Source organism: Micromonospora sp. CNZ285, from assembly GCF_004637285.1.
The window spans coordinates 3,679,525-3,706,009 of record NZ_SPQD01000001.1 but is presented as its reverse complement, the minus strand read 5'-3'; the positions used below and the strand labels follow the sequence as shown (position 1 = coordinate 3,706,009).

Sequence of the window (26,485 nt, the reverse complement as noted above, 5' to 3'; positions counted from 1 at the left end):
ACGGCACCAAACCACACTAGAACCTTTAGAGGAATCCTACAAAGATCGTCGGAGGTCATCGCCTGTCGGAGACCGCCGGCACCACCGGGTCGAGGCGTCCCACCGTCAGCGCGACCTGCAGCGCGAACGCGTCGCGCGGGGCCAGTGGGGAGAAACCGGTCACCTCGGCGATCCGCTTCAGCCGGTAGCGCACGGTGTTCGGGTGCACGAACAGCGCCCGGGCGGCGCTCTCCAGCGTGCCGCCGGCGGCGAAGAACGCGTCGAGCGTCTCCAGCAGCTCACCGCCGGAGCGGGCCAGTGCCGCGTACACGTCGTGGCGCAACCGGCGGCGGGCCTCGGTGTCCCCGGCCAGCGCGCGTTCCGGGAGCAGCTCGTCGGCGGCGACCGGGCACGGCGCGGTCGGCCAGGCCGGCGCGGCCCGGAACCCGGCCAGCGCGGCCCGCGCCGACTCGGTGGCCTCGTCCAGGCTGGGCACCGCCGGGCCGACCACCACCGGCCCCTCACCGAAGGCGGTACGCAGCTTCTCCGTGGCCGCCACCGGATCGGCCGCCCCGCCCAGCACGATGACCAGGCGGTCGCCGTGCACGCCGCCGATCACCTCGACGCCGATCCGCCGGGCCTGCCGGTAGACGGTGTGCAGCACGGCCGCCACCTCGCCGCCGGGGGAGCGGCCCACCGCCACCGCCACCGGCGGCGCGTCCGTCCAGCCCAGCGCGGCGGCCCGGCTGGCCAGCACGTCCGGGGAGTCGCCCCGCAGCAGCGCGTCGACAAGCAGCGCCTGCAACCGGGCGTCCCAGGAGCCGCGGCTCTCGGCGGCCCGGGCGTACACCCGCGCGGCGGCGAACGCGATCTCCCGGGAGAAGCGCAGTACCGCCTCCCGCAGCGACTGTTCCTCGCCCGGTACGGCCAGGTCCGACACCTGCTCCTCGACCACGTCGATGGTCACCTTGATCAGCGCCACGGTCTGCTGGAGGCTGATCGAGCGGGCCAGTGCCTGCGGCGCGGCGGCGAAGACCTCGTCCGACACCTCCTGGGTGCGGTCGGTGGCGCCGCCGCCCTGGCGCAGCCACTGCACCAGGGAGCGCACGCCGGCCTGGGCGACGAGCATGACCCAGGAGCGCTGGTCGGCGGGCAGCTCGCGGAACCACGGCAGCGTCTCGTCCATCCGGGCCACGCTGGCGGTCGCCAGGCCGCCCGCCGCCCGTTCGATGCGGCGCAGCGTCGCCGACGTCTCCGTTCCGCCCGGTTCGCTCACCGCACCAGCCTGACACGGCGTGACCAGCGGATCCACTTCGAGGCGGCGGGCCCGCGGTGGCGTGACGATCTCCACCGGTACGCGCTGACGATCTCGTCCGGCCGGGCCAGTACGGTGTCAGGGCACGCCGGGCCAGACTCCGGCCGGGCGGGCGAGAGCGACGCGTGAGGGGGGCCGGGATGGCGCAGGGGGAGGCCGAGCACGGTTGCGCCCAGGGTGAAGCCTGCCGGCGCGGCCACGACCAGCCGGCGACTGCCACACACCCGCGCCGGCCGTGCCTGAACCAGCAGGGCGAGCAGCCGGCCGGCCGGGCGCCGGAGCGCGCCGAGGACGAGTCGGGTGTGCCCCGGCAGCGGGCGGCGGAGCCGGCGCACCCGGCCGACGAGGAACCGGTCGACCGGAGTTGCCGCAGTGATCTCGCGGGCTGGGCGGGCGCCCACCGTCACGGCGCGGTACGCCCGCGCAACCGCACCGTCCGCCGGGAGCGCCCGCCGCGCCGCTGGTGCTGACGCGCCGCCCGATGCGGCTCAGCGGGTGCGGCGGCGGACCAGCAGCGCGATGCCGGCCAGCCCGGCGGTGATGACGAGCACGATGCCCACGTTGAGCAGCAGCAGCCGCTGGAGTTCGCCGAGCGCGGTGTCGATGTTCTGCACCGGGTCGAGCGCCTCCTCCGGAAGCACCCGCTCGCCGCCGCCGATGCCGCCGGCGAGCGTGTCGAACTGCGCCGGCATCGGCACGCCCACCGAGCGCAGCGTCTCGGGCATGTTGAGCCGGCCGAAGAACCAGCCGGCGCGGGTGCTGCTCAGGTCCGGCTGCTTGCCCGGCCGGTAGATCCGGGGACCGCCCTTGGCCAGCGGGAACAGGTCGTAGGTGCGCTGCGGGCCGGCGGCGGCGAGCACCACCACCGTGTACTTCGGACCGAGATCCTTGGCGGCCGGGCCGCGCAGCTGACCGGTCGTGCCGAGCCACTTGACCTGGTCGACCACCAGGTTGACCTCGTTCGGACTGACGTCGGCGCGCAGCTGCAACGGCGCGTCGAGCCGCTCGCCGGTGATGTCGACGCCGGTCGGGGCCGGCTTGGGCTTCGGCGCGGCCTGAACCGCTGCCGTGCCGGCCAGGGCCAGCGTGCACGCCAGGGCCGCCACGCTCCCGGTCACGGCGACGAGCAACCGTCTCACCCTTCGGACCATCGCCGCCTCCTCGCCCCGTTCGATGGCTGGCTTCCGCTGCAGGTCACACTGGACCGGTGTCCACCACAAAGACTCCGCAGAACGGCGCTCGGTTGCAGCTGGTGGAAGAGTATTTGGAACTATCTGCGAGCTGAGACCGACCAATGAGCGGTCGATGATCATCGGCCGGATCCTACCCGGACGGAGGGAACCATGGGGGGCAGGGTCGCCCGTGTGACACGTACCTGGATGGTCGTGCTCGGGGTGGTGGCGGCGTTCGCGCTGCTGCCGGCCGCGCCAGCCGCCGCGCACAACTCGCTGACCGGCAGCGATCCGCGCGACGGGGCCCGGCTGGCCGCCGCGCCGGAGCGGATCGAGCTGCGGTTCCTCGCCACGCCGAAGGAGGCGACCACCGAGGTCACCGTCACCGGCCCGGACAACGTGGCCGCGACCGGCGGCGCGCCGACCTTCTCCGGCAAGCGCGTGATCGTGCCGTTCCGTCCGGGCGCGGCGGGCCTCTACATCGTCACCTACCGGCTGGCCTCCGACGACGGGCACCCGATCAAGGGGGAGGTCCGGTTCACCCTGACCACCGGCACGCCGGCCGAGTCGCCGTCGGCGACGGTGCCGCCCACCAGCGCCGCACCGACCGCCGCGCCCACCAGCGCCGCGCCGTCTCCAGCGAGCCCGACCCCGGCCGCCGCCGGGGCGGACGACGACGGGGGTACGGGCTGGCTGTGGGCGGCCGGGGCCGTGGTGGTGCTGGCCGCGCTGGGCGGCGGACTGCTGCTGCGCCGCCGCGCCGCCCGGCGCTGAGCGGCTCAGACCAGGCGTACGCGGGCGGCGCGCAGCCGGGTCAGCGTGCGGTCGCGACCGAGCACCTCAAGCGACTCGAACAGCGGCAGGCCGACGGTGCGCCCGGTGACAGCGACGCGTACCGGCGCCTGCGCCTTGCCGAGCTTCAGCCCGCGCTCCGCGCCGACCGCCTCCAGCGTGGCCTTCAGCGACTCGGCGTCCCAGGACTCCAGCGCCTCGAACGCGACGATCGCCGCGTCCAGCAGGTCGGCGGCGCCCTCCTTCATCGCCTTGGCCCAGGCCGCCTCGTCGATCAGCGGGTCGGCCAGGAACAGGAAGTCGACGTTCGGCACGATCTCGCTGAGCACCGCGATCCGGGTCTGCGCCAGCGGGGCCACCGCCGCGAACGCGGCCGGGTCGAACTCGTCGGGCTGCCACGGCGGCGGGGCGATGGTCTCGGTGCCGGTGAGCCACGGCCGGCACGCCTCGACGAAGTCCGCCACCGGCAGCGCCCGGATGTAGTCGCCGTTGAACGCGCGCAGCTTCTTCTCGTCGAAGAACGCCGGGGACGGGTTGACCTCGTCCAGCCGGAACTCCTCCTCGATCACCGACCAGGGCACGATCTCCCGGTCGCCCGAGGGTGCCCAGCCCAGCAGCATCAGGTAGTTGCGCATCGCGTCGGCGAGGTAGCCCTCGTCCCGGTACGCCTCCAGCGCGACCTTGTCCCGCCGCTTGGACAGCTTCTGCCGCTTCTCGTTCACCACCACCGGCACGTGCGCCCAGATCGGCGGCTTGACGCCGAGCGCGTCCCACAGCAGTTGCTGCTTCGGGGTGTTCGGCAGGTGCTCCTCGGCCCGGATCACGTGGGTGATCCCCATGCTCATGTCGTCGACCACGTTCGCCAGCAGGAACACCGGGGAGCCGTCGCCGCGGGCGATGACGAAGTCCTCGATCAGCTTGTTCTCGAACGTCGGCTCGCCGCGGACCAGGTCGACCACCACTGTCTCGCCCTCGTCGGGCGTACGGAAGCGCAGCGCCCGGCCCTCGCCCGGCTCCAGGCCGCGGTCCCGGCAGAAGCCGTCGTAGCCGCGCTGCTGCGGCCCGGTACGCGCCTGCACGTCCTCGCGGGTGCAGTCGCAGTAGTAGGCCCGGCCGCCCTCGTACAGCCGCTGCGCGGCGGCCCGGTGCTCGCCCGCGTAGGAGGACTGGAAGTACGGGCCCTCGTAGCTGCCCCGGGCGATGCCGATCCAGTCGAGCGCGGAGAGGATGCCCTCGGTCCACTCGGGCCGGTTACGTGCCGCGTCGGTGTCCTCGATGCGCAGCACGAACACCCCGCCCTGCTGCTTGGCGAAGATCCAGTTCTGCAGCGCCGACCGGGCGCCGCCGACGTGGAACATACCGGTCGGGGAAGGGGCGAAGCGTACACGTACCGTCACGCCCCCCAGCCTACGGCGGACCGCGACGGGTTTCCGGCAGGGGGCCGGGTCAGGGCACCGACTTGATCTTCACGACCAGGGCGCTGCCGAGCAGGGTGACCGCCGCGGTGACCGCGTACAGCGTCGGGTAGCCGCCGAGGTGCACCACGATCGGCGCGGACAGCGCCGGCCCGAGCACCTGCGGCGCCGAGTTGGCGATGTTGATCACGCCGAGGTCCTTGGCCCGGTCGGTGGCCGCGGGCAGCACCTGGGTGATCAGCGCGGCGTCCACCGACAGGTAGACGCCGTACCCGGCGCCGAGCAGCAGCGCCGCGACGATCGCCATCGGCCAGGTGGGCGCCACCGCCAGCAGCGTCGCCGCCACCGCCATGATCAGCCCGGAGGTGATCACGAAGACCTTGCGCCGGCCGGAGCGGTCGGACATGCGCCCGGCGACCACGGCGGTGAGCATCATGCCCAGCGTGTAGAGCAGGATCAGCACCAGCAGGGAGCCCTCGGGGTCGGCCACCCGTACCCCGTCGGTGAGGAAGTAGAGCAGGTAGAGCGTGCCCAGCGCGTTTCCGGTCTGCACCAGGAACCGGGTGAACCAGGCCCAGGCGAAGTCGGGGTGGCGGCGCGGGCTGATCCACATCGAGGCGAACAGGGACCGCAGCCGCAGCGGGGAGCGGTGCTCCCGGGGCAGGTGGTCGTCCTGGGTCAGCAGCGCGAACGGCAGCGACAGCAGCAGCACGGCGAGCGCGATCGCCGCGTACCCGGCGGCGTTGCCGGTGACCACGGCGGTGACCAGCACCGCGCCGAGCACCAGGCCCAGCGCCTGCGGGATGCCCACCCAGCCGGACACGCCGCCGCGCTGCGCCACCGGCACCCGGTCCGGGATCGCGGCGGTGAGGCTCGCCAGCATCGCGTTGAAGCAGACCTGCGCCGCCACCCAGGCGACCGCCACCCCGGCGATGGTGTTCTGCCGGGCCAGCAGCACCAGGGCGAGCGCGCCGATCACCGCGCCGAGCGCGGTCCAGACGTGTCGGCGGCCGAAGTGGCGGTTGGCCAGCCGCAGCGAGGTGCGGTCGGACAGCGCCCCGGCGAGCGGGTTCGCCAGCACCGCGGCGAGCGCGCCGATGCCGGTGACCACCGCCAGCATGGCCTCCTTGTCGGCCGGGGCGATCCGTTCCACCTGCTGCGGCAGCAGCACCTGGATCGGGGTGAAGAACGCCATCCAGACGCCCAGGTTGGCCGCGAAGATCAGCGCGATCCAGCCGCGCCGCACCGGCACGGTCGGCTCCGCGAGCGCCGCCGGCAGCGACGCCGGCGTCGGGTTCATCGTGGTCACCGCCGGACCAGATCCCGGAACCAGGTGTACGACGACTTCGGCGTCCGCCGCTGCGTGTCGAAGTCGACGTGCACCAGGCCGAACCGCTTGGTGAAGCCTTCGGCCCACTCCCAGTTGTCCAGCAGGGACCAGACGAAGTACCCGGTCACCGGCACGCCCCCGGCCATCGCCTCGCGCACCGCGCGGATGTGCCCGTCCAGGTACGCGATCCGCTCCGGGTCGTGCACCCGGCCGTCGGCGTCCGGCGCGTCGTCGTACGCGCAGCCGCTCTCGGTGACCTGGATCGGCGGCAGCGCGTCGCCGTACCGCTCGTGCAGGAGGAGCAGCAGCTCGCGCAGGCCGTCCGGGGCCACCGGCCAGTCGAACGCGGTACGCGGGTAGCCCTCCAGCGGCACGATCTCGAACGGCAGCGGCGAGTCCGCCTCGGGCGCCCGGATGCCGGTCGGGTTGTAGTAGTTCACGCCGAGCACGTCGATCGGGGCGGCGATGACGTCCAGGTCGCCGTCGCGCACCACGCCCGGGTCGGGGCCGAGCGCGTCCGGGTAGCCGCGTCCGAGCAGCGGATCGGTGAACAGCCGGTTGTGCAGCGCGTCGTACGCCGCGGCGGCGGCCCGGTCCGCGTCGGTGTCGCCGGCCAGGCGCACCGGGGAGTAGTTGTTGGCGATCGCCACCGGGGACGTGCTGCGGGCGCGCAGCGCGGCGACCGCGAGGCCGTGCCCGAGGAGCTGGTGGTGGGCCACCGGGAAGGCGTCGAACAGCAGCGTCCGGCCCGGCGCGTGCTCGCCCATGCCGTGACCGAGGCTCATGTGGATGAACGGCTCGTTGAGCGTGATCCAGAGCTTCACCCGGTCGCCGAGGCGGGCCGCGGTCAGGTCGGCGTACTCGGCGAAGCGGGCGGCGGTGTCCCGGTTGAGCCAGCCGCCGGCATCCTCCAGCGCCTGTGGCAGGTCCCAGTGGAACAGCGTGGCGACCGGGTCCACACCGGCGGCGAGCAGTCCGTCCACCAGCCGGTCGTAGAAGTCCAGCCCGGCGGCGTTCGCCGGGCCGGTGCCCGCCGGCTGGATCCGGGGCCAGGCGATCGAGAACCGGTACGCGGACACCCCCAGCCCGGCCAGCAGCGCGGTGTCCTCGGCGTACCTGTGGTAGTGGTCGCACGCCTGGTCGCCGGTGCTGCCGTCGGCGATCCGGCCCGGGTCGTGGGCGAACGTGTCCCAGATGGACGGACCGCGTCCGTCGACCGAGGTCGCGCCCTCGATCTGGTACGCGGAGGTGGAGACCCCCCAGCGGAAGCCGGCGGGGAACTCGGGCATCGGCGCGGTCGTCAAGTCACCCTCCAGAACGTGAAGCGTGCTCGCGACTCTAGGGCTCCGCGGACCGGCGCGCCATAGGCCGAGATGACTGGGTGGCGCAAGGGAGTTCGGCGTGTCTTTTCCGAACCCGTCCGCTTAAGTCCGATTTACACATAGAGTGCCAAATATCGCGGATGTGATTTAAGTGGGGGAAAGATACTCATGATCCTCGTGGAACGAAGTGCGCACGTGGCGGCGCCGGTGGATGTGGTCTGGGACGTCGTGCAGCGCGCCGAGCAGCTGCCGGCCTGGCTGGCGGGAGTCCGCGCGGCCGAGGTCCTGTCCGGGGAGGGATTCGGGCGGCGGCAGTTGGTCCAGGCCGGACGCGGCGCCGCGCACGAGGCCGAGGTGATCGCCTTCCAGGAGCCGACCTTGATCGGCTGGCGCGAACGCGCGAAGGGTGCCGGCGCCCGGGCCGAGGCGCGCACCGAGATCTACGTCCAGCTGACCCCGGACGAGGAGGGCGGCGGCACCGTCGTACGCCTGATCGTCGTGCGGTGGCCCGCCGGACCCGTCAAGGCGGCCCTGCTCCGGCTCGGCCTGCGCCGGGTCGGCGCCGACCTGGAGGACTCGCTGGCCCGGCTGACCGACCTGGCCGCCGTCGGCTGACCGAGCCCGTCCCGGCGTCGCCCGCGATGGTGACGGCCCGGCGTTCCCGCCAGGGACGCCGGGCCGTCGTCGCATCGGGGGACGAGAAGGGCCCGGCGCGCCTGGCGCCGGGCCCTTCTCGCGTGACGGGTACTAGCTGTCGCCGCCGGTCTCGCCGACCGGGGCGGCGTTGACGTCGTCCAGCGCGTACTTGCGGGCCGCGTCGGCCGGCACGTGGGCCGGCACCACGCCGCGCAGCGCGAGCTGGCGCAGCGTGGCGACCGCCACCGACTCGGCGTCCACGTGGAAGTGGCGGCGCAGCGCGTGCCGCGTGTCCGACATGCCGAACCCGTCGGTGCCGAGCGAGGTGTAGTCCCCGGGTACCCAGCGGGCGATCAGGTCCGGTACCGCGCGCATCCAGTCGCTCACCGCGACCTTCGGCCCGTCGGCGTCGGCCAGCTTCCGCGCGATGTACGGCACCCGCGGCTCCTCGCCCGGGTTGAGCAGGTTGTGCTCCTCGCACTCCACCGCGTCGCGGCGCAGCTCGGTCCAGGACGTCACCGACCACACGTCGGCGGACACGCCCCAATCCTCGGCGAGCAGCTGCTGGGCCTTGAGCGCCCACTGCATGCCGGTGCCGGAGGCGAGGATGTTCGCCTTCGGCGCGTCGTCGCCGACCTGCGGCGCGGGGGAGTAGCGGTGGATGCCCTTGACGATGCCCTCGACGTCCACGCCCTCCGGCTCGGCCGGCTGGAAGATCGGCTCGTTGTAGACGGTGAGGTAGTAGAAGATGTTCTCCTGCGCCTCGCCGTACATCCGGTGCAGGCCGTTCTCCACGATGTGCGCCAGTTCGAAGGCGAACGCCGCGTCGTAGGAGACCACCGCCGGGTTGGTGGCGGCGAGCAGCAGCGAGTGACCGTCCTCGTGCTGGAGGCCCTCACCGTTGAGCGTGGTCCGGCCGGCGGTCGCGCCGAGCACGAAGCCCCGCGCCATCTGGTCCGCCGCCGCCCAGAACCCGTCGCCGGTGCGCTGGAAGCCGAACATCGAGTAGAAGATGTACAGCGGGATCATCGGCTCGCCGTGGGTGGCGTACGCCGTGCCCGCGGCGGTGAAGGAGGCCACCGACCCGGCCTCGTTGATCCCCTCGTGCAGGATCTGGCCGGTCGTCGACTCCTTGTAGGACAGGAACAGCTCCCGGTCCACCGAGGTGTAGCGCTGGCCGTGCGGCGAGTAGATCTTCTGGGTCGGGAACAGCGAGTCCATACCGAAGGTGCGGGCCTCGTCCGGGATGATCGGCACCCAGCGCTTGCCGAACTCCTTGTCCTTCATGATGTCCTTGAGCAGGCGGACGAACGCCATCGTGGTGGCGACCTTCTGCTTGCCCGACCCGCGCTTGACGTCGGAGAACCGCTCGGTGCCCGGGATGGCCAGCGTCTTGCGCGCGGTGCTGCGGGTGGGCAGGTAGCCGCCGAGCTGCTGACGCCGGTCCTTCAGGTACGCGATCTCGTCGGACTTCTCGCCCGGGGTGTAGTACGGCGGGAGGTACGGGTTCTCCTCCAGCTGCTTGTCCGGGATGTCCAGGTAGAGGCGGTCGCGGAAGAGCTTCAGATCCTCCAGCGTCAGCTTCTTCATCTGGTGCGTGGCGTTGCGGCCCTCGAAGTGCGAGCCGAGCGTCCAGCCCTTGATCGTCTTGGCGAGGATCACCGTCGGCTGGCCGGTGTGCTCCATCGCCGCCTTGTAGGCCGCGTAGAGCTTGCGGTAGTCGTGGCCGCCCCGCTTGAGGTTCCAGATCTCGTCGTCGGACAGGTGCTCGACCATCTTGCGGGTCCGCGGGTCGCGGCCGAAGAAGTGCTCCCGCACGTACGCCCCGGACTCCGCCTTGTAGGTCTGGTAGTCACCGTCGGGCGTGGTGTTCATGAGGTTGACCAGCGCGCCGTCGGTGTCCGCGGCGAGCAGCGGGTCCCACTCCCGGCCCCAGACCACCTTGATGACGTTCCAGCCGGCGCCCCGGAAGAACGCCTCCAGCTCCTGCATGACCTTGCCGTTGCCGCGGACCGGCCCGTCCAGGCGCTGGAGGTTGCAGTTGATCACGAAGGTGAGGTTGTCCAGCTCCTCGCGGGCGGCCACGCCGATCGCGCCGAGCGACTCGACCTCGTCCATCTCGCCGTCGCCCAGGAACGCCCAGACGTGCTGCTGGGAGGTGTCCTTGATGCCGCGGTGCTGCAGGTAGCGGTTGAACCGTGCCTGGTAGATGGCATTCAGCGGGCCGAGACCCATCGAGACGGTGGGGAACTCCCAGAAGTCCGGCATCAGCCGCGGGTGCGGGTACGACGGCAGCCCGCCGCCGGGGTGCGACAGCTCCTGCCGGAACCCGTCGAGCTGGTTCTCGCTGAGCCGGCCCTCCAGGAACGCCCGCGCGTACATGCCGGGGGAGGCGTGACCCTGGTAGAAGATCTGGTCGCCGCCGCCGGGGTGGTTCTTGCCCCGGAAGAAGTGGTTGAAGCCCACCTCGTAGAGGGACGCCGAGCTGGCGAACGTCGAGATGTGGCCGCCGACGCCGATCTCCGGGCGCTGCGCCCGGTGCACCAGCATCGCGGCGTTCCACCTGATGTACGCCCGCAGCCGCCGCTCGACGTGCTCGTCACCCGGGAACCACGGTTCGCGCTCCGGCGGGATCGTGTTGATGTAGTCGGTGGTGGTCAGTGACGGCACCCCGACCTGCCGCTCGCGGGCCCGCTCCAGCAGGCGCAGCATGACGTACCGGGCTCGCTTTGTCCCGCGCTCGTCGATGACACCGTCGAGTGACTCGACCCATTCGCTGGTCTCTTCAGGGTCGATGTCCGGAAGCTGGCTCGGCAGACCAGCGGTGATCACCGGGCGCTTGCGTTCCGTAGCCACAGGCGTTCCCTCGGTTTCGTGTGGGATAGGTCTCTAGCGCCATCCTGCCCCCTGGTGGCGCGTGTCGTCACCTCTCCCACCCCCAGACGCGACGCTGAACACAGGTACCCATCAGTAACTTTGCGCGATCACCGGATGCGCTATCGGCGGGCGGGGCGGCGAACCGGGCACTGCGGCAGAATGCGCCGTATGCGCAGTGAGGTGATCACCGTCCGGACCGGCTCCCGTCCGACCGTCCGGGACATCACGAGCGAGGCCGAACGGTTCGTGTCCGGCGCCGGGGACGGGCTGCTGCACGTCTTCGTCCCGCACGCCACCGCCGGGCTGGCGATCATCGAGACCGGCGCCGGGTCCGACGACGACCTGCTGCGGGCGCTCGACGACCTGCTCCCCACCGACGACAGGTGGCGGCACCGGCACGGCTCGCCCGGGCACGGCCGCGACCACGTGCTGCCGGCGTTCGTGCCGCCGTACGCGACGCTGCCGGTGCTCGGCGGGCGGCTCCAGCTCGGCACCTGGCAGTCGATCTGCCTGGTCGACACCAACGGCGACAACCCCGACCGCCAGGTGCGCTTCTCGTTCCTGGCCGGCTGACCGGCCGGACCGGGCGCCCCGCGCCCGGCCCGGCCGCGCCGTCACGGGCGGACCGTCTCCGCCTCCACCGTCTGCCGGCCCTGGTCGACGCCGGGGGCGGCGGTGCGCGCCGCGGCCGGCGGCCGGTCGTACGTCAGGTTCAACCCGGGTACGCGGTCCTCGATCACGAACCGGGCCCGGGTGTACGCGGGCGCGTCCGGCCGGCTCACGTACGGCAGCACGTCGAAGTCGGCGGTCAGCTCGGTCGGGGTGATCGTGGTGCGCACGTACCCCCGAAGGTTGTTCTGGAAGCGCAGGTGCGGGTTGAACGCCAGCCACGGGTGCGAGCCGGTCGGCGAGTCCGCGCCGTCGCCGGTCGAGGTGATCGACGAGCAGACCAGCTCGCTGCCGACGGTGCGCGAGGTCGGGTCCGCGTAGTCCAGCTTCAGGTCGCTGGCCCAGTGCGCGTGCACGTCGCCGGTGAGCACCACCGGGTTGCGCACTCCGGCGGCCGTCCAGCCCCGGGTGATCCGGTCCCGGGAGGCCACGTACCCGTCCCAGGCGTCCATGCTCGTCACCGTGAGCGGGCCGGAGTTGTTGTCCCGCTGGGCGAAGAACACCTGCTGGCCGAGCAGGTCCCAGCGGGCCTCGGAACGGCGGAAGCCGTCCAGCAGCCACGCCTCCTGGGCGGCGCCGGTGATCGAGCGGGCCGGGTCGGAGGCGTCAGCGCAGCTCTTGTAGCCGTCGCCGCACGCCTGGTCGTCCCGGTACTGCCGGGTGTCGAGCATGTGGAAGGTGGCCAGCCGGCCCCAGCGCACCCGCCGGTAGAGCTGCATGTCGATGCCGCGCGGGATCGAGGTGCGGCGCAGCGGCATGTTCTCGTAGTACGCCTGGAACGCCGCGGCCCGCCGGGCGAGGAAGTCCGGGTCGGGCGCCTCGGGCACCTCGTCGGCCCAGTTGTTCTCCACCTCGTGGTCGTCGAAGACCACCACCCAGGGCGCGACGGCGTGCGCCGCCTGGAGGTCGGTGTCGGTCTTGTACTGGGCGTGCCGCTGCCGGTAGTTCGCCAGCGTGCGGGTCTCCGGGCCCTCGTGGTCGCGCGGGTTGCCCCCGGGGACGGTGTAGGTGTCCCTGGCGTACTCGTACTGGTAGTCGCCGAGGTGCAGGATCAGCTCCGGCTCGGTCTCGGCCAGCCGCCGGTACGCGGTGAAGTAGCCGTGCTCGTACTGCGAGCAGGAGGCGAAGGCCATCGCGAGGGCGGACGGCATCAGCCACGGCGCCGGCGCGGTGCGGGTGCGCCCGGCCGGGGACAGCCAGCGCTCCGCCCGGAACCGGTAGTAGTACTCCCGTCCGGGCAGCAGGCCGCCCAGCTCGACGTGCACGCTGTGCGCCGACTCCGGCCGGGCCAGGACCACGCCCCGGCGCACCACGTGCCGGAAGCGCTCGTCGGCGGCGACCTCCCAGGCCACCGGCACGGCCCGCGACGGCATGCCGCCCAGGCCGTCCTCGGCCAGCGGCTCCGGCGCCAGCCGGGTCCAGAGCACGAAGCCCTCGTGGTCGGGGTCGCCGGAGGCCACGCCGAGCGTGAACGGGTCGCGGCGCAGCGGGCCGGGCGACGCGGCGGCCGCGACCGGCAGGCCGGCTGCCGCGCCGGCGGCGCCGAGCGCCGCGCCGCTGAGCAGGATGGTACGTCGGGACAGAGCCACGGTTTTCCTCCCCGGAGTCCGGTTCGTCGACTCCGGGAAGCCTCACGGACGTCGATGGACAGAAGGTGACGCGCGGACGACCGGGCGGGAATTTCCGCCGAACAGCGCTTCATGATCGGCAATCGGTTGCATGAGGTGCCTGACCGTTCGGATGATCGAAGATCGACTTCGCCATAACATGAACGGATGGCGCATTCCACCGTTCCCACCGCCCGTGACCGGGCCGGCCTGGCCGGGGAGACCGTGCGCCGGATCCTGCACGTCGCCGCCGCGATGCGGCACCACCAGCACGAGGGGATCGCGGCACTGGGCCTCACCCCGGCGGTCGCCCGGGCGCTGCACGAGCTGGACCCGGACCGCCCGCTCCCGGCCCGCGACCTCGCCGAGCAACTCGGCTGCGACAGGTCCAACGTCACCGGCCTGGCCGACAAGCTGGAGCAGGCCGGGCTGGTGGAACGGCGCACCGACCCGGCCGACCGGCGGCAGAAGGCGCTCGTGGTGACCGGGCGGGGGCGGCAGGTACGCGACCGGGTCCGCCAGGTGATGTCGGACTCCCGACTCCTCGACGCCCTGAGCACCGACGAACTGGCCACACTGCGGGACCTGGTGCTCAAGGTGTCCGACGGAGGCTGCCCGCAGGAGTGTGGGCAGGTCTGAGCCACGCCGGGCGGAACGTGTCCGAGTGGGCGAGGCGGGCCCGAGTCGGTAATGCTGTCCGCGTGACCACCCCGCACGATCTCGACGACCGGCTCCGAGCCGAACTGGCCGCGCTCGGGGCGCCCGACCAGCGGCGCGACCTGGGCGAACCGCTGCCCGACGGCGGTGCGTTGACCGGGGCGCAGGCGCTGGCCCTGTTCGACGCGCAGCTGACCAGCCGGCTGCTCGACCTGGCCGGCCGGTGGCTGTCCGGCTTCGGTGAGGGGTACTACACGATCGAGTCGGCCGGTCACGAGGGCGACGCCGCGGTGGCAGCCGCGCTGCGGCCGACCGACCCCGCGCTGCTGCACGCCCGCTCCGGCGCGTTCTACTGCCTGCGCGCCGCCCAGGCCGCCGGCACCTTCCCCGCCGCCTCACCCACCACTCCGGAACCGGGAAGATCTTGGAGCGAAAGTGCCCCTATGGGGGCCGTTTCCTACCAAGATCTCGACGCTGACCCGGGGGAGACGGAGGCGGCGAGCCTTCCCGTGGGCGCCGGGATCGTCGTGGACGCGGACGGGGACGCGACTGTCGTCGTACCCGATCTGCCGCAGCCCTCGCCCGACGACGCGTTCGCGGCGGCGGCGCGCGACGTGCTGCGCGGCCTCGTCGCCTCCGCCGAGGAACCCGCAGCCGGCGGGCGGGCGAAGGTCTTCGGCCGCGCCGACCTGGCGGTCGTGCCGACCACCTCGACCGCCGGCTCGCACCTGCCACGCGCCGTCGGCCTGGGGCTGGCGCTGGAGCGGCTGCGCCGCGACGCGCGGCCCGCCGACGGCGAGGCCGAGGCGGCGCCCTGGCCCGCCGACGCCGTGGTGGTCTGCGCCTTCGACGACGGCGCGGCCGACCACGCCACGGCCACCGCCGCGCTGAACACGACCGGCTGGTACGACCACACCGGCCTGCGCATCCCGGTGCTGTTCGTCTGCGCGGACAGCGGCGCCTCCGCCGAGGGCTGGGTGGCCGCCACGCTGCGGGCCCGGCCCGGCATCAGGTACTTCGCCGCCGACGGCACGGACGTGGCCGCGACCTACCGGGTCGCGGCGGAGGCGGCGGAGTGGGTACGCCGGCAGCGCCGGCCCGCCGTGCTGCACCTGAGCGCGGTCCGCCTGATGGAGCAGGGTGACGGCGACGCGGCCCGCGACCCGCTGCTGGCCACCGCGCGGCTGCTGGTGACCTCCGGGTACGCCAGTGGCGAGGAACTGCTCGCCCGCTACGACGAGCGGGGCTGGCAGTTGCGCCGCGTCGCCGAGGAGGTGCTGGACGAGCCGAAGCTCGCCTCCCCGGTCGAGATCGTGCGGGAGCTGGCCCCGCGCCGGCCGGTGCGGGTGTCCCGCGCGGTCGCCGAGGCGGCGGCACACGCGGCCGGGCCGGGCGCCGGAGCGCGGGCGGAGGCGTTCGGCGGCAAGCCGCCGGAGCTGACCGGCCCGCTCACGCTGGCGCAGAGCATCAACGCCGCGCTCGCCGACGGCATGCTCGACCACCCCGGGACGGCGGTGTTCGGCCACGACGTGGCAACCCGCGGCGGGCTGCACGGGGTGACCGAAGGGCTGCGGGACCGGTTCGGGGCGGCGCGCGTGTTCGACACGCTGCCGGACGCGACCTCGATCCTCGGGCTCGGGCTGGGCGCCGGGCTGGCCGGTCTGCTGCCGGTGCCCGAGATCCGCCACCTGACGCTGCTGCACGGTGCCGAGGACCAGCTCCGCGGCGAGGCGGCCACCATGCGGTTCCTGTCGCGGGGCGCGTTCCGCAACCCGATGGTGGTGCGGGTGCCCGGCCTGGCGAGCCCGGATGGACTCGGCGGCCACGACCGTGACGACGATTCGCTGGGGGCGCTGCGGGACGTACCGGGGCTTGTGGTGGCCGTGCCGGCCCGGCCGGACGACGCCGCGCCGATGCTGCGGACCTGCCTGGCGGCGGCCCGGGTGGACGGCAGCGTCTGCGTGTTCGTGGAGCCGATCGCGCTCTACCACGTGCGGGACCTGTACACGGACGGTGACGACGAGTGGGCCGCCGAGTACGCCGAGCCGGGCGCCTGGGCGGACCGGCACGTGCCGATCGGGCGGGCCCGCGTGTACGGGATCGGCTCCGCCGAGGATCTCACCATCATCACGTTCGGTAACGGGGTGCGGATGTCGCTGCGCGCCGCGGCCACGCTCGCCGAGGAGGGCGTGGGCAGCCGGGTGGTGGACCTGCGCTGGCTGGCACCGCTGCCGGTGGCCGACATCATCAGGGAGTCCTCGGCGACCGGCCGGGTGCTGGTGGTGGACGAGACGCGGCGAACCGGCGGGGTGGGCGAGGGCGTGCTGTCCGCGCTCGTCGACACCGGGTACGTGGGTGCCGCACGCCGCGTAGCCGCGCTTGACTCGTTTGTACCATTAGGTCCGGCTGCCCGTCAGGTACTGGTCTCCGCGGAAGCCATCACCCAGGGTGCCCGTACGCTGCTGGCACGGTAAATTCCGTTCCACCCGGTGCGCCACTTGCGCGGCGAGCCGCAACTGTGTGGACTGAGCCCGACGGTGTCACCCGACGCCACGAGCAGGGATAGATGAGGAGGCACTCGACAGTGAGCGCGACCGCTGGCCAGGCCGACGGGGTACGCAGCCTGGCGGACCGGTTCGGTATCGAGCCGGGCATGGTCGTCATGGAGATGGGCTACGACGACGACGTCGACACCGATCTCCGGGACGCCCTGACCGACCGCTGTGGGGAACTCGTCGACGAGGACACCGACGAGGTGGTCGACGCGGTTCTGGTCTGGCACCGCGACGGCGACGGTGACCTGTTCGAGCTCCTCGTCGACGCCCTCGGGCCGCTCGCGGACAACGGCGTGGTCTGGCTCCTGACCCCGAAGGCCGGCCGCGACGGTCACGTCGAGCCGAGCGAGGTCGCGGAGAGCGCGCAGACCGCCGGGCTCCAGCAGACCTCCACCATCAACGCCGGCCGCGACTGGAGCGGTGCCCGCCTCGTCATGCGTCGCGGGTCCAAGAGCAAGAAGTAGGGCGCGCCGCACACCCGGCGACCGAGGTCGCCGGGTGTGGCAGGCTGATCATCTCCAGACCCGATCCCGAGGGAGCACGCATGCCCATCGAGGTTGGCGCCGAGGCGCCCGACTTCCTGCTCAAGGACCAGAACAACCAGGAGGTCCGGCTCTCCGACTTCCGCGGTAGCAAGACCGTGCTGCTGGTCTTCTACCCGCTCGCCTTCACCGGCATCTGCCAGGGCGAGTTGTGCGAGGTGCGGGACAACCTCAACGAGTACGTCAACGACGACGTCCAGGTACTGACCGTCAGCGTCGACTCCGTGTACGCCCACAAGATCTGGGCCGACCGGGAGGGCTACCGGTTCCCGCTGCTGTCCGACTTCTGGCCGCACGGCGCGGTGGCGCAGGCGTACGGCGTCTTCAACGACGTCGCGGGCATCGCCAACCGGGGCACCTTCGTCATCGACAAGGCCGGCGTGGTCCGGTTCGCCGAGATGAACATGCCCGGCGAGGCGCGCGACCAGCAGGGCTGGCGCAAGGCGCTGGCCGAGGCCGTCGCCGCCTGAGTCCCACACCCCAGGCACGTCGTTGCGCGGGGCCGGAGGCGGGCAGGTAAGCTGGCCGCTCCGGCCCGCCGTACGGGCGTTCCGGGCGCGTAGCTCAGTGGGAGAGCACTCGCCTTACAAGCGAGGGGTCGCAGGTTCGAAACCTGCCGCGCCCACCATCTTTCAGCAGCGAGATCCGCCCAGTCAGCATCACGAAGACCTCGTTCTCGGCAAGATCCGCGATGCTGGTCGAGGTGCCGCATGACGCGGGACCATGGTGCTCTCCTCTCGCCTTGGTGAGCGATCATGGGTGACGTGCAGGATACGGTCGCCGTAGCGCTGGTCACATCTGTGTCAACTCTGGCCGCAGCCAGCATCTCCGGCCTGATCGGAGTCTGGGCCTCCCGTCGCCAGGTCGCGGGCCAGCTCGCCGCCGCTCGTGAGGAACGATCGGAACAGCGGGCAACATCAACGGCTCAGCTCGCCGGGACTCCTACGTCGGCTTCCTCAGTGCGTGTGACAGGGCGTATCGACGCCTCTGAGCGTCCCTCGGTAGCTCTGAGGGCGATCTGCGCGGCGACTTGGGCGGGAGTCAGGTGCGTGGTGTCGACGATCTCGGCCTCGGCATGCAGCCACGTGCGGGCCGCCTCGGCGTAGGGCTGAAGGTACTTGAGGCGGAACGGAGACGGAATGGAGTGTTCCCCCTCGATACGGCTGCGGAGGGTGTCTTGGTCGGCGTGGAGGACGAAATGCCTGACCGGGATGGCATGTTGGGCGAGGCCCGTACTGATCTCCTTCCAGTACTGCTCGACCAGGACAGTCATCGGCACTACGAGCGAGCCGCCGGTGTAGTCGAGAACACGGCGGGCGGTCTCGACGACGAGCTGCCGCCACGGCGGCCAGTGCTGGAAGTTGTCAGTCGCGGGCAGTCCTGGCGTGATGTCCATGAGAGCCTCGCCGACCTTCTCGGCGTCGAACACTCGCGAATCCGGGATCAGCTGCTGCACGAGCATGCTGGTCGTCGTCTTGCCCACGCCGTGAGTGCCGTTGAGCCATACGATCACGGGCAACACTAACGCGAGTGAGCAGCCGGACGACCTCCGCAGACCGGTACGCGATCCGCACGGCACAGCCGGTCCTGCTTTGAACGTCGACATCAGCTCGGGCAGCGGGTGCCGATGCCGGCGGGGAGGCTCGGTCCTAACCGGGCGCGGGGACGGTCCTGACGATTGCCGTTGCCAGGGACGTCGCCTTCTCCTGAGCGATTGCGGTGACGTCGGTGGCGGTGCTCAGTTTGGGCGGCCAGAAGGTGAGCGCCTCGACACTGATGAGCAGCGAGCCGTGCGCGAAGATCAGCCGCGCGTTGCCCGGCAGGAACGGCATTCCTTCCGCGCTTTCCGGGTTCACCCGGCTCACCGTCGCCGTGGTCAGCCGCGCGCTCGTCGATCCGATGGTCATCGTGCGTGCGCCCCACCGGGCGGTGGCCATCCCGATGTTGAGTCGGAAATCCTTACTGGGGCAACGTGCGGTGCGCGCCGTACGCGCGGCCGCAGCGGCCGCCGAGGCATCGCGCAGACCGATCACCGTGACGTTCAGAAGGGTTCTCGGGGGCTGGACGTCGACGAAGATCCCTACGGGATTGACCTCCAGGCCCGCGCCCCACACCTGATCGAACTCCAACCCGCCCCCGTTCGACCGGTCGGGGTCGGCAATGAGCAGGTCGCAGGGTTCATAGGGCTCGCCGACCTCGATCGTGCGCTCCCGGATGTCGTCGCCGACATCGGCCCGCTCGACCAGCTGGCGAATCGTCGCCATCAGCGCCTCCTGCTCGGTGGGCGATGCCGACGGTGCGGGATCCACTGAGGGTGCCGGAGGCGGTGGCGGGTCGGCTCGTGTGACGCAGCCGGCAAGGCCCAGTACCACCAGTACGCCGGCGACGAAGGATCCGCCGCGAACCCGATCGACAAGCCTCATGAGTCCCCGCTTCCACTCGGGGTGCAGCATATGGCTCATCACGTGCGGCGTTTGCCCGTGCCGTCCCCGGCGAAGGTTCCGTCATCTGAAGCGCGGTAGAAGCGCGGACCGTCTGTGATCTACCGGAGAGGTCAGGAACTCCAGCCGCCCACGCCGCCGCTGCCGGTGTTGCTGCCGTCCGTGCGATTCCGATGGTCGTCGAGCCGGCGGCGTGCCTCGGTGGATGCCCGGAGGTCACGTATCCGCCGGCCGTCCACGCGTGTCTGCCGACGACGACGCAGCAGGCCGACGACGAACACGGCGACCGCGATGACGAGTACGAGGATCACCCAGCGCATGTCGACCTCCCGGGTCATATGCCTGCCCCCAGTGTCCGCAGCCGGTCAAGGGCTCGATCCCTCCCAATCACCGCTGTAGGCGAGACTCGCGGGAGCCGCTCAGGCCGGATGGTCGCGCAGGAACGACTGCGCGGCCGCCTTCGTGGCCGCTCCCGCCTTCTCCGTCTGGTCGTACGTCGCGCCCCATGCGACGTACGGCTCCAGGAAGCGATCGGCCACGGGTCGCAGCTCCGGTGACTGGGATTCGGCCGCCTGGCAGTAGATCTCGTGCGCCAGGTCCTCGGCGTCGCCCTCTCCCGCAACGATGCTCGCCGCTGCCTGACGCATGAGGTGCAGCCGAGCGCCGCGCTCGTCCGGCACCGGCGAGCCCGGTTCGTCCATCGCCAACCGGACGGCGAGGTCGCGCAGGTGCTCCACGCCCGAGAGGCTAGGCGATGTACGGGGGCAGCGTCGGCCGTCGCGGTGCGGTGTGGTGACGGGTCAACGGATGCCCGCGGCGTGGAGGCGCCGGGTGGCGTCCGGGTCGATGCTGGTCCGCACGAGCGAACCGGGCGCATCCGCGGAACCGGTACTGAACGCGCTCACCACCAGCACGACGGACAGGACCGGCATGAACAGCGTCCGGACCAGCATGGCCCAGCACGCCTTGACGCCGATCCGGCTGCCGTCCTTGACCCGCACGAGCTGTGTGCCGGTGAGGACCGCGCCGAGCGCGCGACCGTTGCCGTAGCAGAGGCCGTAGAGAACCGGCACCAGAACGAACAACGCGAGCACCGCCCCGGCGAGGGCACCGCCGGAGAGGGTCACCGCCCGGTCCACCACGGACAGGGCGACGACACCTACCGCGACAGCGAACAGGCACACCACGAAGTCGATGAGCCAGGACATGCCCTGCGCCATCGTGCCGGCCTTGACATACAGCGTGCCGTTGCCGAACATCGCGATCCGCTTGGCCTTCCGGGCACCGAGCACGTGCTCTGCCTGCGCCTGGGCGGCCTCCAGTCGGGTCAACGGCCGGCCCGTGGCGCGGACTGTCACAGCGCTCTCCTGTTGTCGTCGCGAGCACGATGTGCGCCTCGCCTGGGTGCGGACACCCTGCCGTGCCGCATTCCGCTGCAGAGTAGTCGACACGAGCACTGTTCATGTCCACCAGTCGAGGCGATGGTGCGGCGTCTCTACGTCGCTGACGTGTTGTACCGGTCCAGCGTCGCCTTGGAGGTCGACGCGTCGCGGAAGACGAGCTCCCACGGGCCGGTGTTCACGTCCATGTCCTTGCCGAATCCGACCCACTTCCCGGCCATCCGTCGGCCCGTCGGCTCAGCCAGGAGCTGGATCGCCCCGTGATAGCGGGCGCCCCGGTAGTAGCCGGCCGGGTCGGTCTGCTCCACCCACGTGCCGGTGATGACGGCACCGTCCACGGTCAGGTCCAGCGACAGAGATGAGGAAGCCGATCCGGGCAGGCTGCGCGCCGTCAGCCTGTCGCCGTGCTGCAGCAGGACGACGAAGTGCTGTCCGGCGAAGGACTCCTCCCGTCCGCTGGAGTAGTACTGGTAGCGGCTGAGCCATACGCCCTCGTACGACCTGTGGGCCGTGGCGGGCTTGGGCGTCGGCGTCGGCGTGGCCAGGCTCGATACGGGTGAGGTCAGGTCGTGGCCACCGTGTTTGTCGTCGGCCACGTGCCCGCCGGGCACCGCGGCGAAGCCGAGCAGTGAGATGGGCAGGCCGGTGACGACCTCCAGCGCGCGGGCGTAGACGGGGCGCGGTGCGGCGATCGCACCGGACTCCCATCGCTGGACGAGTCGCTTGTTGGCGTCGTTGGGCTCGCCGACGCGGTGGCCGGCGGCTTGGAGCGCGCGGGCGAAGTCGTCCTGGCTCATGCGCATTCCGGTGCGGACGCCGCGCAGAACCGTGTTGGGGGCGGTCATGCCCGCCACGATAGTGCTATGTCGCCTAAATGTCGTCACCTATGTGGTCGGATTGTCGGCTCTTGTGCCGTCGCGATCGGTGACACCTGCACGTCACTGTGGACCGGCAGCGCTGAGAGGGCACATGTTTTCCCTGGCGGAGGTGGAGATGTCGAGCACTGGCGACGAACCGTCGATGAGCCGGAGCGATCTGATCCACGCGGTGAACCGAGGGGCGACAGAGAGGCGACATGTCGCCGCTGCTGAGGCGGCTCGTGGCGAGGGCGTCGGTGGGCTCAGGACCGCACTGTCCCGGTACGGGATTCCATTGCTCCTGCGGCGGCTCGTCGGTCGGTACCTTTCGTCGTCGGCGGTGTCCGGCTTCGGTGAGCGCCTCCAGGCCCGGGAGCAGGAGATCGCCCGGCGACGCTTGCTGGACCAGGCGCGAGGCGGACAACGGTCCCCGGACGGCGGCGCCTCGCGGGAGCGCCGCGTCTCGTACGACGCGTATCTGTCCGCCGCCGCGCTGACGTTCGCGCGGCGGCATCGGCCGGTCTGGTGCTGGCGGCGGTGGAGACGGGTCTGCCGGTGCGGCGCCGACCTGCCCTGTCATTCGCGGCACCGGATTCCGATCAACCGTGGTCACTGGCCGCAGGGGAGTGACGAGTGATCGGCGGGCCGGAGGAGACGATCCTCGCGGTTCACGTCCGGGGACTCGACGGCATGTGTGCCGGGTGCCGGGCGTGGTGGGCGCGGCTCACGCCGTACCCCTGCTGGCAGGTGGAATGGGCGACCAGCCGGCAGGCGCGGGCGGTCACCGCGCGATTCCTGGAGGGCGCGCGGTGACCACCCACGGCCCGGTCATGCCGATCTGGCACTGCGGCGGCTGCGACCTGACCTGGCCGTGCCCGACGCGGAGGCGGGAGCTGCGGGCGGAGTACGCCGGTGCGCCGGTGTCGCTGGCCCTCTACCTCGGCGCCTACCTTGTGCAGGCCTCCGTGGACATGCCCTGGGCGCCTGCCGGCGCACTGCACCGCCGCTTCGTCGGGTGGACCCGGGAAGCCGGTCCGCACGAGCGATATGACTGAGGGGCATACATGTGCCTCTCAGTCATATCGCTCGAGGCATCAACCTTCCGGCAGGCGTGACCCTGGGTGACCGGAGGGCCCGGCGTCGCCGGCCGTGAGCGGCAGCGTGGGCCAGGCCGCCAGGTCGTGGAGCATCTGGCGGTCGTGGGTGGCGACGACCACCGCGGCCCTGGTCGTCAGCAGGGCGGCGGTGAGGTCGTCGACCAGCGGCGCGGACAGGTGGTTCGTGGGTTCGTCGAGGATCAGCAGGTCGGGACGTTCGGCCAGGCGCAGCGCCAGGTTCAGCCGCCGTTGCTGCCCGTGCGACATCCGGCCGACCGGGGTACGCCGGGCCTCGGCGTCGAGCAGGTTCGTCGCGCCCAGCGGCAGAGGTGTGCCGGAGCCGAGGCGCCCGGTGGAGCGCAAGCGGCCCACGTGCTGCTCGTACAGGTCGTGGGCGAGCATCAGGGGCGGCCAGTCGGGCACCTCCTGACCGAGGTACGCCACCCGCGCCCCGGACGGGTGACGGACCTCGCCGGTCGACGGCGCGAGGTCGCCGGCCAGCACGGAGAGCAGCGTCGACTTGCCCGCGCCGTTGGGCCCGGTCACCAGCAGGCGGTCCCCGCCGTCGAGCGTGAGCGTGACCCGGGTACGCAGACGCCCGGTCACCGTCACGTCGTGGCACCGCAGGATCGGCAGTCCGGCCCGGGTGTCCAGCGGCGGCCAGCGCAGTGGCTGTGGTGGCTCCGGGACGGTGATCCGGTGCTCGTCGAGCGCCTCCTGCCGGCGTCGCAGCGCCTGGACCAGGCCGGGGGCGCGGGACTGGCGCTGGTGCTTGCCGTGGCCCTTTTCCGGACGCCAGCCGGTGCTGAGCCGGCCCTGCGCCTCCCGTACCGCGTCGGCCAGCCGCTGGTGCTCGGCCTGCTGCGCCTCGTGGTCGCGTACCCAGTGCGCGAAGTCGCGGCGGCGCCCGTCCTGCCAGGCCGCGTAGTCCCCGGCGTAGCGGCGCGGGCGGCCGTCCGCGCTGGGGTCGAGGTCGAGGAACTCCGTGGCCACGTCCCGCAGCAGGGCGCGGTCGTGGGTCACCAGCACCACGCCGCCCGGATGCTCGCGCAGCCGCGCGGTGAGGAAGGCCAGGCTGGCCGCGTCGAGGTGGTTGGTCGGCTCGTCCAGCATCAGCAGGTCGACCCGGGCCCCGAGCAGGCACGCCAGCCGGACCCGGTAGCGCTGGCCGACGGACAGCGTCGCCAGCGGGCGCTCCCGGTCCGGGCAGGCGTCGAGACCGGCCAGCGCCACGTCGACGCGCCGCTGCGCGTCCCAGGCGTCCAGCCGGGTCGCCGCGTCGAGTGCTGCCGCGTACGCGTCGTCCGCGCCCGCCCGGCCCTCGGCCAGCGCGTCGGCGGCGTCGTCCAGCGCCCGCAGCGCGCGTTCGGACTCCCGGACCGCTTCGTGGACGAGCGTGCCCACCGTCTCGCCGTGGCGCGCCTCCAGGTTCTGCCGCGCGACGCCGATCGTGCCCAGCCGTTCCACGGTGCCCTGATCGGGCACGAGGATGCCGGCCAGCACGTGGAGCAGTGTGGTCTTGCCGCGGCCGTTCTCGCCGACGACCGCCAGTCGGGATCCGGCGGAGACGGTCACGCCGACGTCGGACAGCACGACCCGGCCGCCGCGGACGACGCGGACGCCGTCGGCCCGGACGTGCGCCCGGTGCCCGGCGGGCAGCGAGACGCCTGAGGTGGATGGGGATGAGAAAACGTGGTCGAGGTTGTTCACAGTCCGCTCTCGGCTCGTCGTGGAGCCGGGCAGCGCGAGGACACCGCCCGGCGGGAACGCCAGGACGGCGGAGCAGAGCTGGTACGTCAGAAGAAACCGGTCACCCTGCCGCCGTCAGCGGAGGGACCAGGGCTTCATGACGGCGGCGTGGAACCTCATGCGGTGAAGGCTACCCGGCGCCGGGCCGGAGATCACCGGAGTTACCGGCGGAGGCGGGCGTCGGCCTCGGCGTCGAGCAGGTCGTTCACCGCCAGCGCCGAGTTGATCAGCGCGAGGTGGCTGAACGCCTGCGGGTAGTTGCCGATCTGCTCACCGGTGGAGGCGATCTCCTCGGCGTAGAGGCCGAGGTGGTTGCTGAAGGTGAACATCTTCTCCAGGGTGAGCCGGGCGTCGTCCAGCCGGCCGGAGCGGGCCAGCGCCTCGACGTACCAGAAGGTGCACATGTTGAACGTGCCCTCGTGGCCGGGCAGCCCGTCGGGGGAGTGCAGCGGGTCGTACCGGTGGACCAGGCTGTCCGAGACGAGATCCCGCTCGATCGACTCCAGCGTGGACAGCCAGAGCGGGTCGCTGGGCGTGACGAAGCCGACCGCCGGCATGTAGAGCAGCGCGGCGTCGAGCACGTTCTCGTCGTACGCCTGCACGAAGCTGCCGCGTTCCCGGTGGAAACCGCGGGCCATGACCTGGTTGTAGATCCGGTTGCGCTGCTCGGTCCAGCAGCTCATGTCCCCGGGCCGTCCGGTGCGGTTGGCCAGCCGGATGGCGCGGTCCAGCGCCACCCAGGACATCACCCGGCCGAACGTGTAGTTGCGGGGGTGGTGCCGGCTCTCCCAGATCCCGGCGTCGCGCTTGTCCCAGTTGTGGCAGAGCCAGTCGATCAGGCGCACGGTGCTCTTCCACACCTGGTGCGACACCCGGATGCCCTGCTCGTCGGCGAGGTGCATGGCGTAGAGCGCCTCGCCGTGGATGTCGAGCTGGAGCTGGTCGGCGGCACCGTTCCCGATGCGTACCGGGCGGGAGCCCCGGTATCCCTCCAGGTGGTCGAGCACCTCCTCGTGCAGGTCCGAGGAGCCGTCCACCCGGTACATGATCTTCAGCGGGTCCTGGTGGTCGCCGGCTTCGCGGATGCGCTCGTCCAGCCAGTTCATGTACCGGCTGACCTCCTCGGTGAACCCGAGGCCGAGCAGCGCGTGCACCGAGAACGAGGTGTCGCGTACCCAGGTGTAGCGGTAGTCCCAGTTGCGGGTGCCGCCGACCAGCTCCGGCAACGCGGCGGTCGGCGCGGCGATCATCGCGCCGGTCGGCGCGTACGTCATGAGTTTGAGCGTGATGGCCGAGCGTTCGACCATCTCCCGCCAGCGCCCGGTGTAGCGGGAGCGTTCGACCCAGCGCCGCCAGTAGTCCCGGGTCCACTCGAACATGCCCTGGACCTCTTCCGGCGGGATGATCCGGGGTTCGTCGCTGCCCGTCTCCAGGATCACCCCGCCGGTGTCGCCCTCCTTCAGCGTGCCGTAGGCGATCAGGTCGCCGTCCTCCATGCGGATCTCGCCGGTCTGGGCCCAGAGCTGCCGTACCGGGTCGATCGGGTTGAAGGTGAGCGTCGCCGACGGGCTGCGGAACAGGTAGCCGTTGCGGTGCCGCTCCACCTCGTGGCGCTCGCGGGCGTAGTCGAACCGCGGCCGGCACTCCACCCGGAAACGCATGCTGCCGCGCACCATGGTGACCATGCGGACCAGGCGGTGCGAGTCGGTGACCCGCTCGCCGGTGACGGGCATGAAGTCCATCACCTCGGCGACGCCGTCCGCGCTGATGAACCGGGTGATCAGGATCGGTGTGCCGGGCAGGTAGAGCTGCTTGGTGACGTACCGGACCTCGTGCGGGGCGATCTGGAAGAAGCCGCCCTTCTCCTTGTCCAGCAGCGCCGCGAAGATGCTCGGCGAGTCGAAGCGCGGCGCGCAGAACCAGTCGATCGTTCCGTCACAGGTCACCAGCGCGGCGGTCTGCAGGTCGCCGATGAGCCCGTGATCCTCGATCGCCGGATAGCCCTTCACATCGCCCCCCAGGTTCCGACTGCCCTCTCCGACTCAACCTAGGGGAAGAATTGTCAGGTTAGGG

The 26,485-nt window shown here is 71.9% G+C and carries 26 protein-coding genes and 1 tRNA gene; 12 read left to right on the top strand and 15 right to left on the bottom strand.

Annotation, left to right across the window (positions count from 1 at the left end):
- Positions 1-55: 55 nt before the first annotated feature.
- Complete coding sequence (locus tag CLT75_RS16650; RefSeq protein WP_318335156.1) at positions 56-1,330, bottom strand: PucR family transcriptional regulator; 1,275 nt, start codon at positions 1,328-1,330, stop codon at positions 56-58.
- Positions 1,331-1,434: 104 nt separating this feature from the next.
- On the opposite strand from CLT75_RS16650, the gene CLT75_RS16645 reads away from it, so the two are divergent.
- Positions 1,435-1,764: a hypothetical protein gene (locus CLT75_RS16645; RefSeq protein WP_135241462.1), complete on the top strand. Its 330-nt coding sequence runs from the start codon at positions 1,435-1,437 to the stop codon at positions 1,762-1,764.
- Positions 1,765-1,782: 18 nt separating this feature from the next.
- Here the strand turns inward: CLT75_RS16645 and CLT75_RS16640 are convergent, their stop codons facing one another.
- Positions 1,783-2,445, bottom strand: coding sequence for a hypothetical protein (locus CLT75_RS16640; RefSeq protein ID WP_135241461.1), 663 nt, complete (start codon positions 2,443-2,445; stop codon positions 1,783-1,785).
- Between the two features lie 213 nt (positions 2,446-2,658).
- Here CLT75_RS16640 and CLT75_RS16635 point away from each other — a divergent pair, with 213 nt between their 5' ends.
- A complete protein-coding gene (locus tag CLT75_RS16635; RefSeq protein ID WP_486485201.1) occupies positions 2,659-3,240 on the top strand; it encodes a copper resistance CopC family protein in 582 nt (193 codons plus the stop codon).
- A 5-nt stretch (positions 3,241-3,245) separates the two neighbouring features.
- Here the strand turns inward: CLT75_RS16635 and gltX are convergent, their stop codons facing one another.
- Genes gltX through CLT75_RS16620 form a run of 3 tightly spaced genes read right to left on the bottom strand, consistent with a single transcriptional unit; the run spans position 3,246 to position 7,292 of the window.
- Positions 3,246-4,655 carry a glutamate--tRNA ligase gene (gene gltX, locus CLT75_RS16630; RefSeq protein WP_135241459.1) on the bottom strand — a complete coding sequence of 470 codons (1,410 nt, stop codon included), beginning with the start codon at positions 4,653-4,655 and terminating at the stop codon, positions 3,246-3,248.
- Positions 4,656-4,704: 49 nt separating this feature from the next.
- Positions 4,705-5,982, bottom strand: coding sequence for an MFS transporter (locus tag CLT75_RS16625; protein WP_135241458.1), 1,278 nt, complete (start codon positions 5,980-5,982; stop codon positions 4,705-4,707).
- Positions 5,979-7,292, bottom strand: coding sequence for a GH1 family beta-glucosidase (locus CLT75_RS16620; RefSeq protein ID WP_135244041.1), 1,314 nt, complete (start codon positions 7,290-7,292; stop codon positions 5,979-5,981). Before CLT75_RS16620 ends, CLT75_RS16625 begins: the two co-directional genes overlap by 4 nt.
- Positions 7,293-7,493: 201 nt before the next feature.
- On the opposite strand from CLT75_RS16620, the gene CLT75_RS16615 reads away from it, so the two are divergent.
- Entirely contained in the window at positions 7,494-7,940 is a 447-nt protein-coding gene (locus tag CLT75_RS16615) for an SRPBCC family protein (protein ID WP_013287829.1), read from the top strand.
- Between the two features lie 132 nt (positions 7,941-8,072).
- Here CLT75_RS16615 and aceE read toward each other — a convergent pair whose 3' ends face one another.
- A complete protein-coding gene (aceE, locus tag CLT75_RS16610; protein ID WP_135241457.1) occupies positions 8,073-10,817 on the bottom strand; it encodes a pyruvate dehydrogenase (acetyl-transferring), homodimeric type in 2,745 nt (914 codons plus the stop codon).
- Between the two features lie 189 nt (positions 10,818-11,006).
- Here aceE and CLT75_RS16605 point away from each other — a divergent pair, with 189 nt between their 5' ends.
- Positions 11,007-11,411, top strand: coding sequence for a secondary thiamine-phosphate synthase enzyme YjbQ (locus tag CLT75_RS16605; RefSeq protein WP_030271630.1), 405 nt, complete (start codon positions 11,007-11,009; stop codon positions 11,409-11,411).
- Between the two features lie 41 nt (positions 11,412-11,452).
- Here the strand turns inward: CLT75_RS16605 and CLT75_RS16600 are convergent, their stop codons facing one another.
- On the bottom strand, positions 11,453-13,096 hold the full coding sequence (locus tag CLT75_RS16600) for an alkaline phosphatase D family protein (protein WP_135241456.1): 1,644 nt from the start codon (positions 13,094-13,096) through the stop codon (positions 11,453-11,455).
- A 186-nt stretch (positions 13,097-13,282) separates the two neighbouring features.
- On the opposite strand from CLT75_RS16600, the gene CLT75_RS16595 reads away from it, so the two are divergent.
- From CLT75_RS16595 to CLT75_RS16575, 5 genes are all read left to right on the top strand, one after another.
- Positions 13,283-13,753, top strand: a complete 471-nt coding sequence (locus CLT75_RS16595; protein ID WP_135241455.1) for a MarR family transcriptional regulator — start codon at positions 13,283-13,285, stop codon at positions 13,751-13,753.
- A gap of 62 nt (positions 13,754-13,815) precedes the next feature.
- Positions 13,816-16,245: a transketolase C-terminal domain-containing protein gene (locus tag CLT75_RS16590; RefSeq protein ID WP_486485200.1), complete on the top strand. Its 2,430-nt coding sequence runs from the start codon at positions 13,816-13,818 to the stop codon at positions 16,243-16,245.
- Positions 16,246-16,355: 110 nt separating this feature from the next.
- Entirely contained in the window at positions 16,356-16,790 is a 435-nt protein-coding gene (locus CLT75_RS16585) for a DUF3052 domain-containing protein (protein ID WP_013287823.1), read from the top strand.
- A gap of 80 nt (positions 16,791-16,870) precedes the next feature.
- Positions 16,871-17,338 (top strand): peroxiredoxin, encoded by a 468-nt coding sequence (locus CLT75_RS16580; protein ID WP_135241453.1) that lies wholly within the window; start codon positions 16,871-16,873, stop codon positions 17,336-17,338.
- A gap of 83 nt (positions 17,339-17,421) precedes the next feature.
- Positions 17,422-17,496 (top strand) — tRNA-Val (locus CLT75_RS16575).
- Between the two features lie 297 nt (positions 17,497-17,793).
- On the opposite strand, the gene CLT75_RS16570 is transcribed toward CLT75_RS16575, so the two are convergent.
- The 6 genes from CLT75_RS16570 to CLT75_RS16545 all read right to left on the bottom strand — a co-directional run bounded on the left by CLT75_RS16570 (position 17,794) and on the right by CLT75_RS16545 (position 21,563).
- On the bottom strand, positions 17,794-18,381 hold the full coding sequence (locus CLT75_RS16570) for a GTPase domain-containing protein (RefSeq protein WP_486485199.1): 588 nt from the start codon (positions 18,379-18,381) through the stop codon (positions 17,794-17,796).
- 136 nt (positions 18,382-18,517) lie between these two features.
- Entirely contained in the window at positions 18,518-19,132 is a 615-nt protein-coding gene (locus tag CLT75_RS16565) for a hypothetical protein (RefSeq protein ID WP_135241452.1), read from the bottom strand.
- 290 nt (positions 19,133-19,422) lie between these two features.
- Positions 19,423-19,629, bottom strand: a complete 207-nt coding sequence (locus tag CLT75_RS16560) for a hypothetical protein (RefSeq protein WP_135241451.1) — start codon at positions 19,627-19,629, stop codon at positions 19,423-19,425.
- Between the two features lie 99 nt (positions 19,630-19,728).
- Positions 19,729-20,046, bottom strand: a complete 318-nt coding sequence (locus CLT75_RS16555; RefSeq protein WP_135241450.1) for a hypothetical protein — start codon at positions 20,044-20,046, stop codon at positions 19,729-19,731.
- Positions 20,047-20,109: 63 nt separating this feature from the next.
- A complete protein-coding gene (locus CLT75_RS16550; RefSeq protein WP_135241449.1) occupies positions 20,110-20,667 on the bottom strand; it encodes a hypothetical protein in 558 nt (185 codons plus the stop codon).
- A 137-nt stretch (positions 20,668-20,804) separates the two neighbouring features.
- Positions 20,805-21,563, bottom strand: coding sequence for an XRE family transcriptional regulator (locus tag CLT75_RS16545; RefSeq protein ID WP_135241448.1), 759 nt, complete (start codon positions 21,561-21,563; stop codon positions 20,805-20,807).
- Positions 21,564-21,678: 115 nt separating this feature from the next.
- On the opposite strand from CLT75_RS16545, the gene CLT75_RS33320 reads away from it, so the two are divergent.
- The 3 genes from CLT75_RS33320 to CLT75_RS16530 are packed head-to-tail and all read left to right on the top strand — an operon-like array spanning position 21,679 to position 22,621.
- Positions 21,679-22,203 (top strand): hypothetical protein, encoded by a 525-nt coding sequence (locus tag CLT75_RS33320; RefSeq protein ID WP_486485198.1) that lies wholly within the window; start codon positions 21,679-21,681, stop codon positions 22,201-22,203.
- Positions 22,200-22,379, top strand: coding sequence for a hypothetical protein (locus tag CLT75_RS16535; protein ID WP_018787085.1), 180 nt, complete (start codon positions 22,200-22,202; stop codon positions 22,377-22,379). Before CLT75_RS33320 ends, CLT75_RS16535 begins: the two co-directional genes overlap by 4 nt.
- Positions 22,376-22,621, top strand: a complete 246-nt coding sequence (locus CLT75_RS16530) for a hypothetical protein (RefSeq protein WP_135241447.1) — start codon at positions 22,376-22,378, stop codon at positions 22,619-22,621. The genes CLT75_RS16535 and CLT75_RS16530 overlap by 4 nt, the downstream gene beginning before the upstream one ends.
- 39 nt (positions 22,622-22,660) lie before the next feature.
- On the opposite strand, the gene CLT75_RS16525 is transcribed toward CLT75_RS16530, so the two are convergent.
- Positions 22,661-24,373, bottom strand: coding sequence for an ABC-F family ATP-binding cassette domain-containing protein (locus CLT75_RS16525; RefSeq protein ID WP_486485197.1), 1,713 nt, complete (start codon positions 24,371-24,373; stop codon positions 22,661-22,663).
- A gap of 200 nt (positions 24,374-24,573) precedes the next feature.
- Positions 24,574-26,421, bottom strand: coding sequence for a glycoside hydrolase family 15 protein (locus CLT75_RS16520; protein WP_135241446.1), 1,848 nt, complete (start codon positions 26,419-26,421; stop codon positions 24,574-24,576).
- Positions 26,422-26,485: the final 64 nt, after the last annotated feature.

Coding starts and splice junctions, on each gene's coding strand:
- CLT75_RS16645 (WP_135241462.1), top strand. CDS start 1,435: ATGGCGCAGGGGGAGGCCGAGCACGGTTGCGCCCAGGGTGAAGCCTGC.
- CLT75_RS16640 (WP_135241461.1), bottom strand. CDS start 2,445: ATGGTCCGAAGGGTGAGACGGTTGCTCGTCGCCGTGACCGGGAGCGTG.
- CLT75_RS16620 (WP_135244041.1), bottom strand. CDS start 7,292: ATGCCCGAGTTCCCCGCCGGCTTCCGCTGGGGGGTCTCCACCTCCGCG.
- CLT75_RS16615 (WP_013287829.1), top strand. CDS start 7,494: ATGATCCTCGTGGAACGAAGTGCGCACGTGGCGGCGCCGGTGGATGTG.
- CLT75_RS16605 (WP_030271630.1), top strand. CDS start 11,007: ATGCGCAGTGAGGTGATCACCGTCCGGACCGGCTCCCGTCCGACCGTC.
- CLT75_RS16595 (WP_135241455.1), top strand. CDS start 13,283: ATGGCGCATTCCACCGTTCCCACCGCCCGTGACCGGGCCGGCCTGGCC.
- CLT75_RS16580 (WP_135241453.1), top strand. CDS start 16,871: ATGCCCATCGAGGTTGGCGCCGAGGCGCCCGACTTCCTGCTCAAGGAC.
- CLT75_RS16565 (WP_135241452.1), bottom strand. CDS start 19,132: ATGGCGACGATTCGCCAGCTGGTCGAGCGGGCCGATGTCGGCGACGAC.
- CLT75_RS16560 (WP_135241451.1), bottom strand. CDS start 19,629: ATGCGCTGGGTGATCCTCGTACTCGTCATCGCGGTCGCCGTGTTCGTC.
- CLT75_RS33320 (WP_486485198.1), top strand. CDS start 21,679: ATGTTTTCCCTGGCGGAGGTGGAGATGTCGAGCACTGGCGACGAACCG.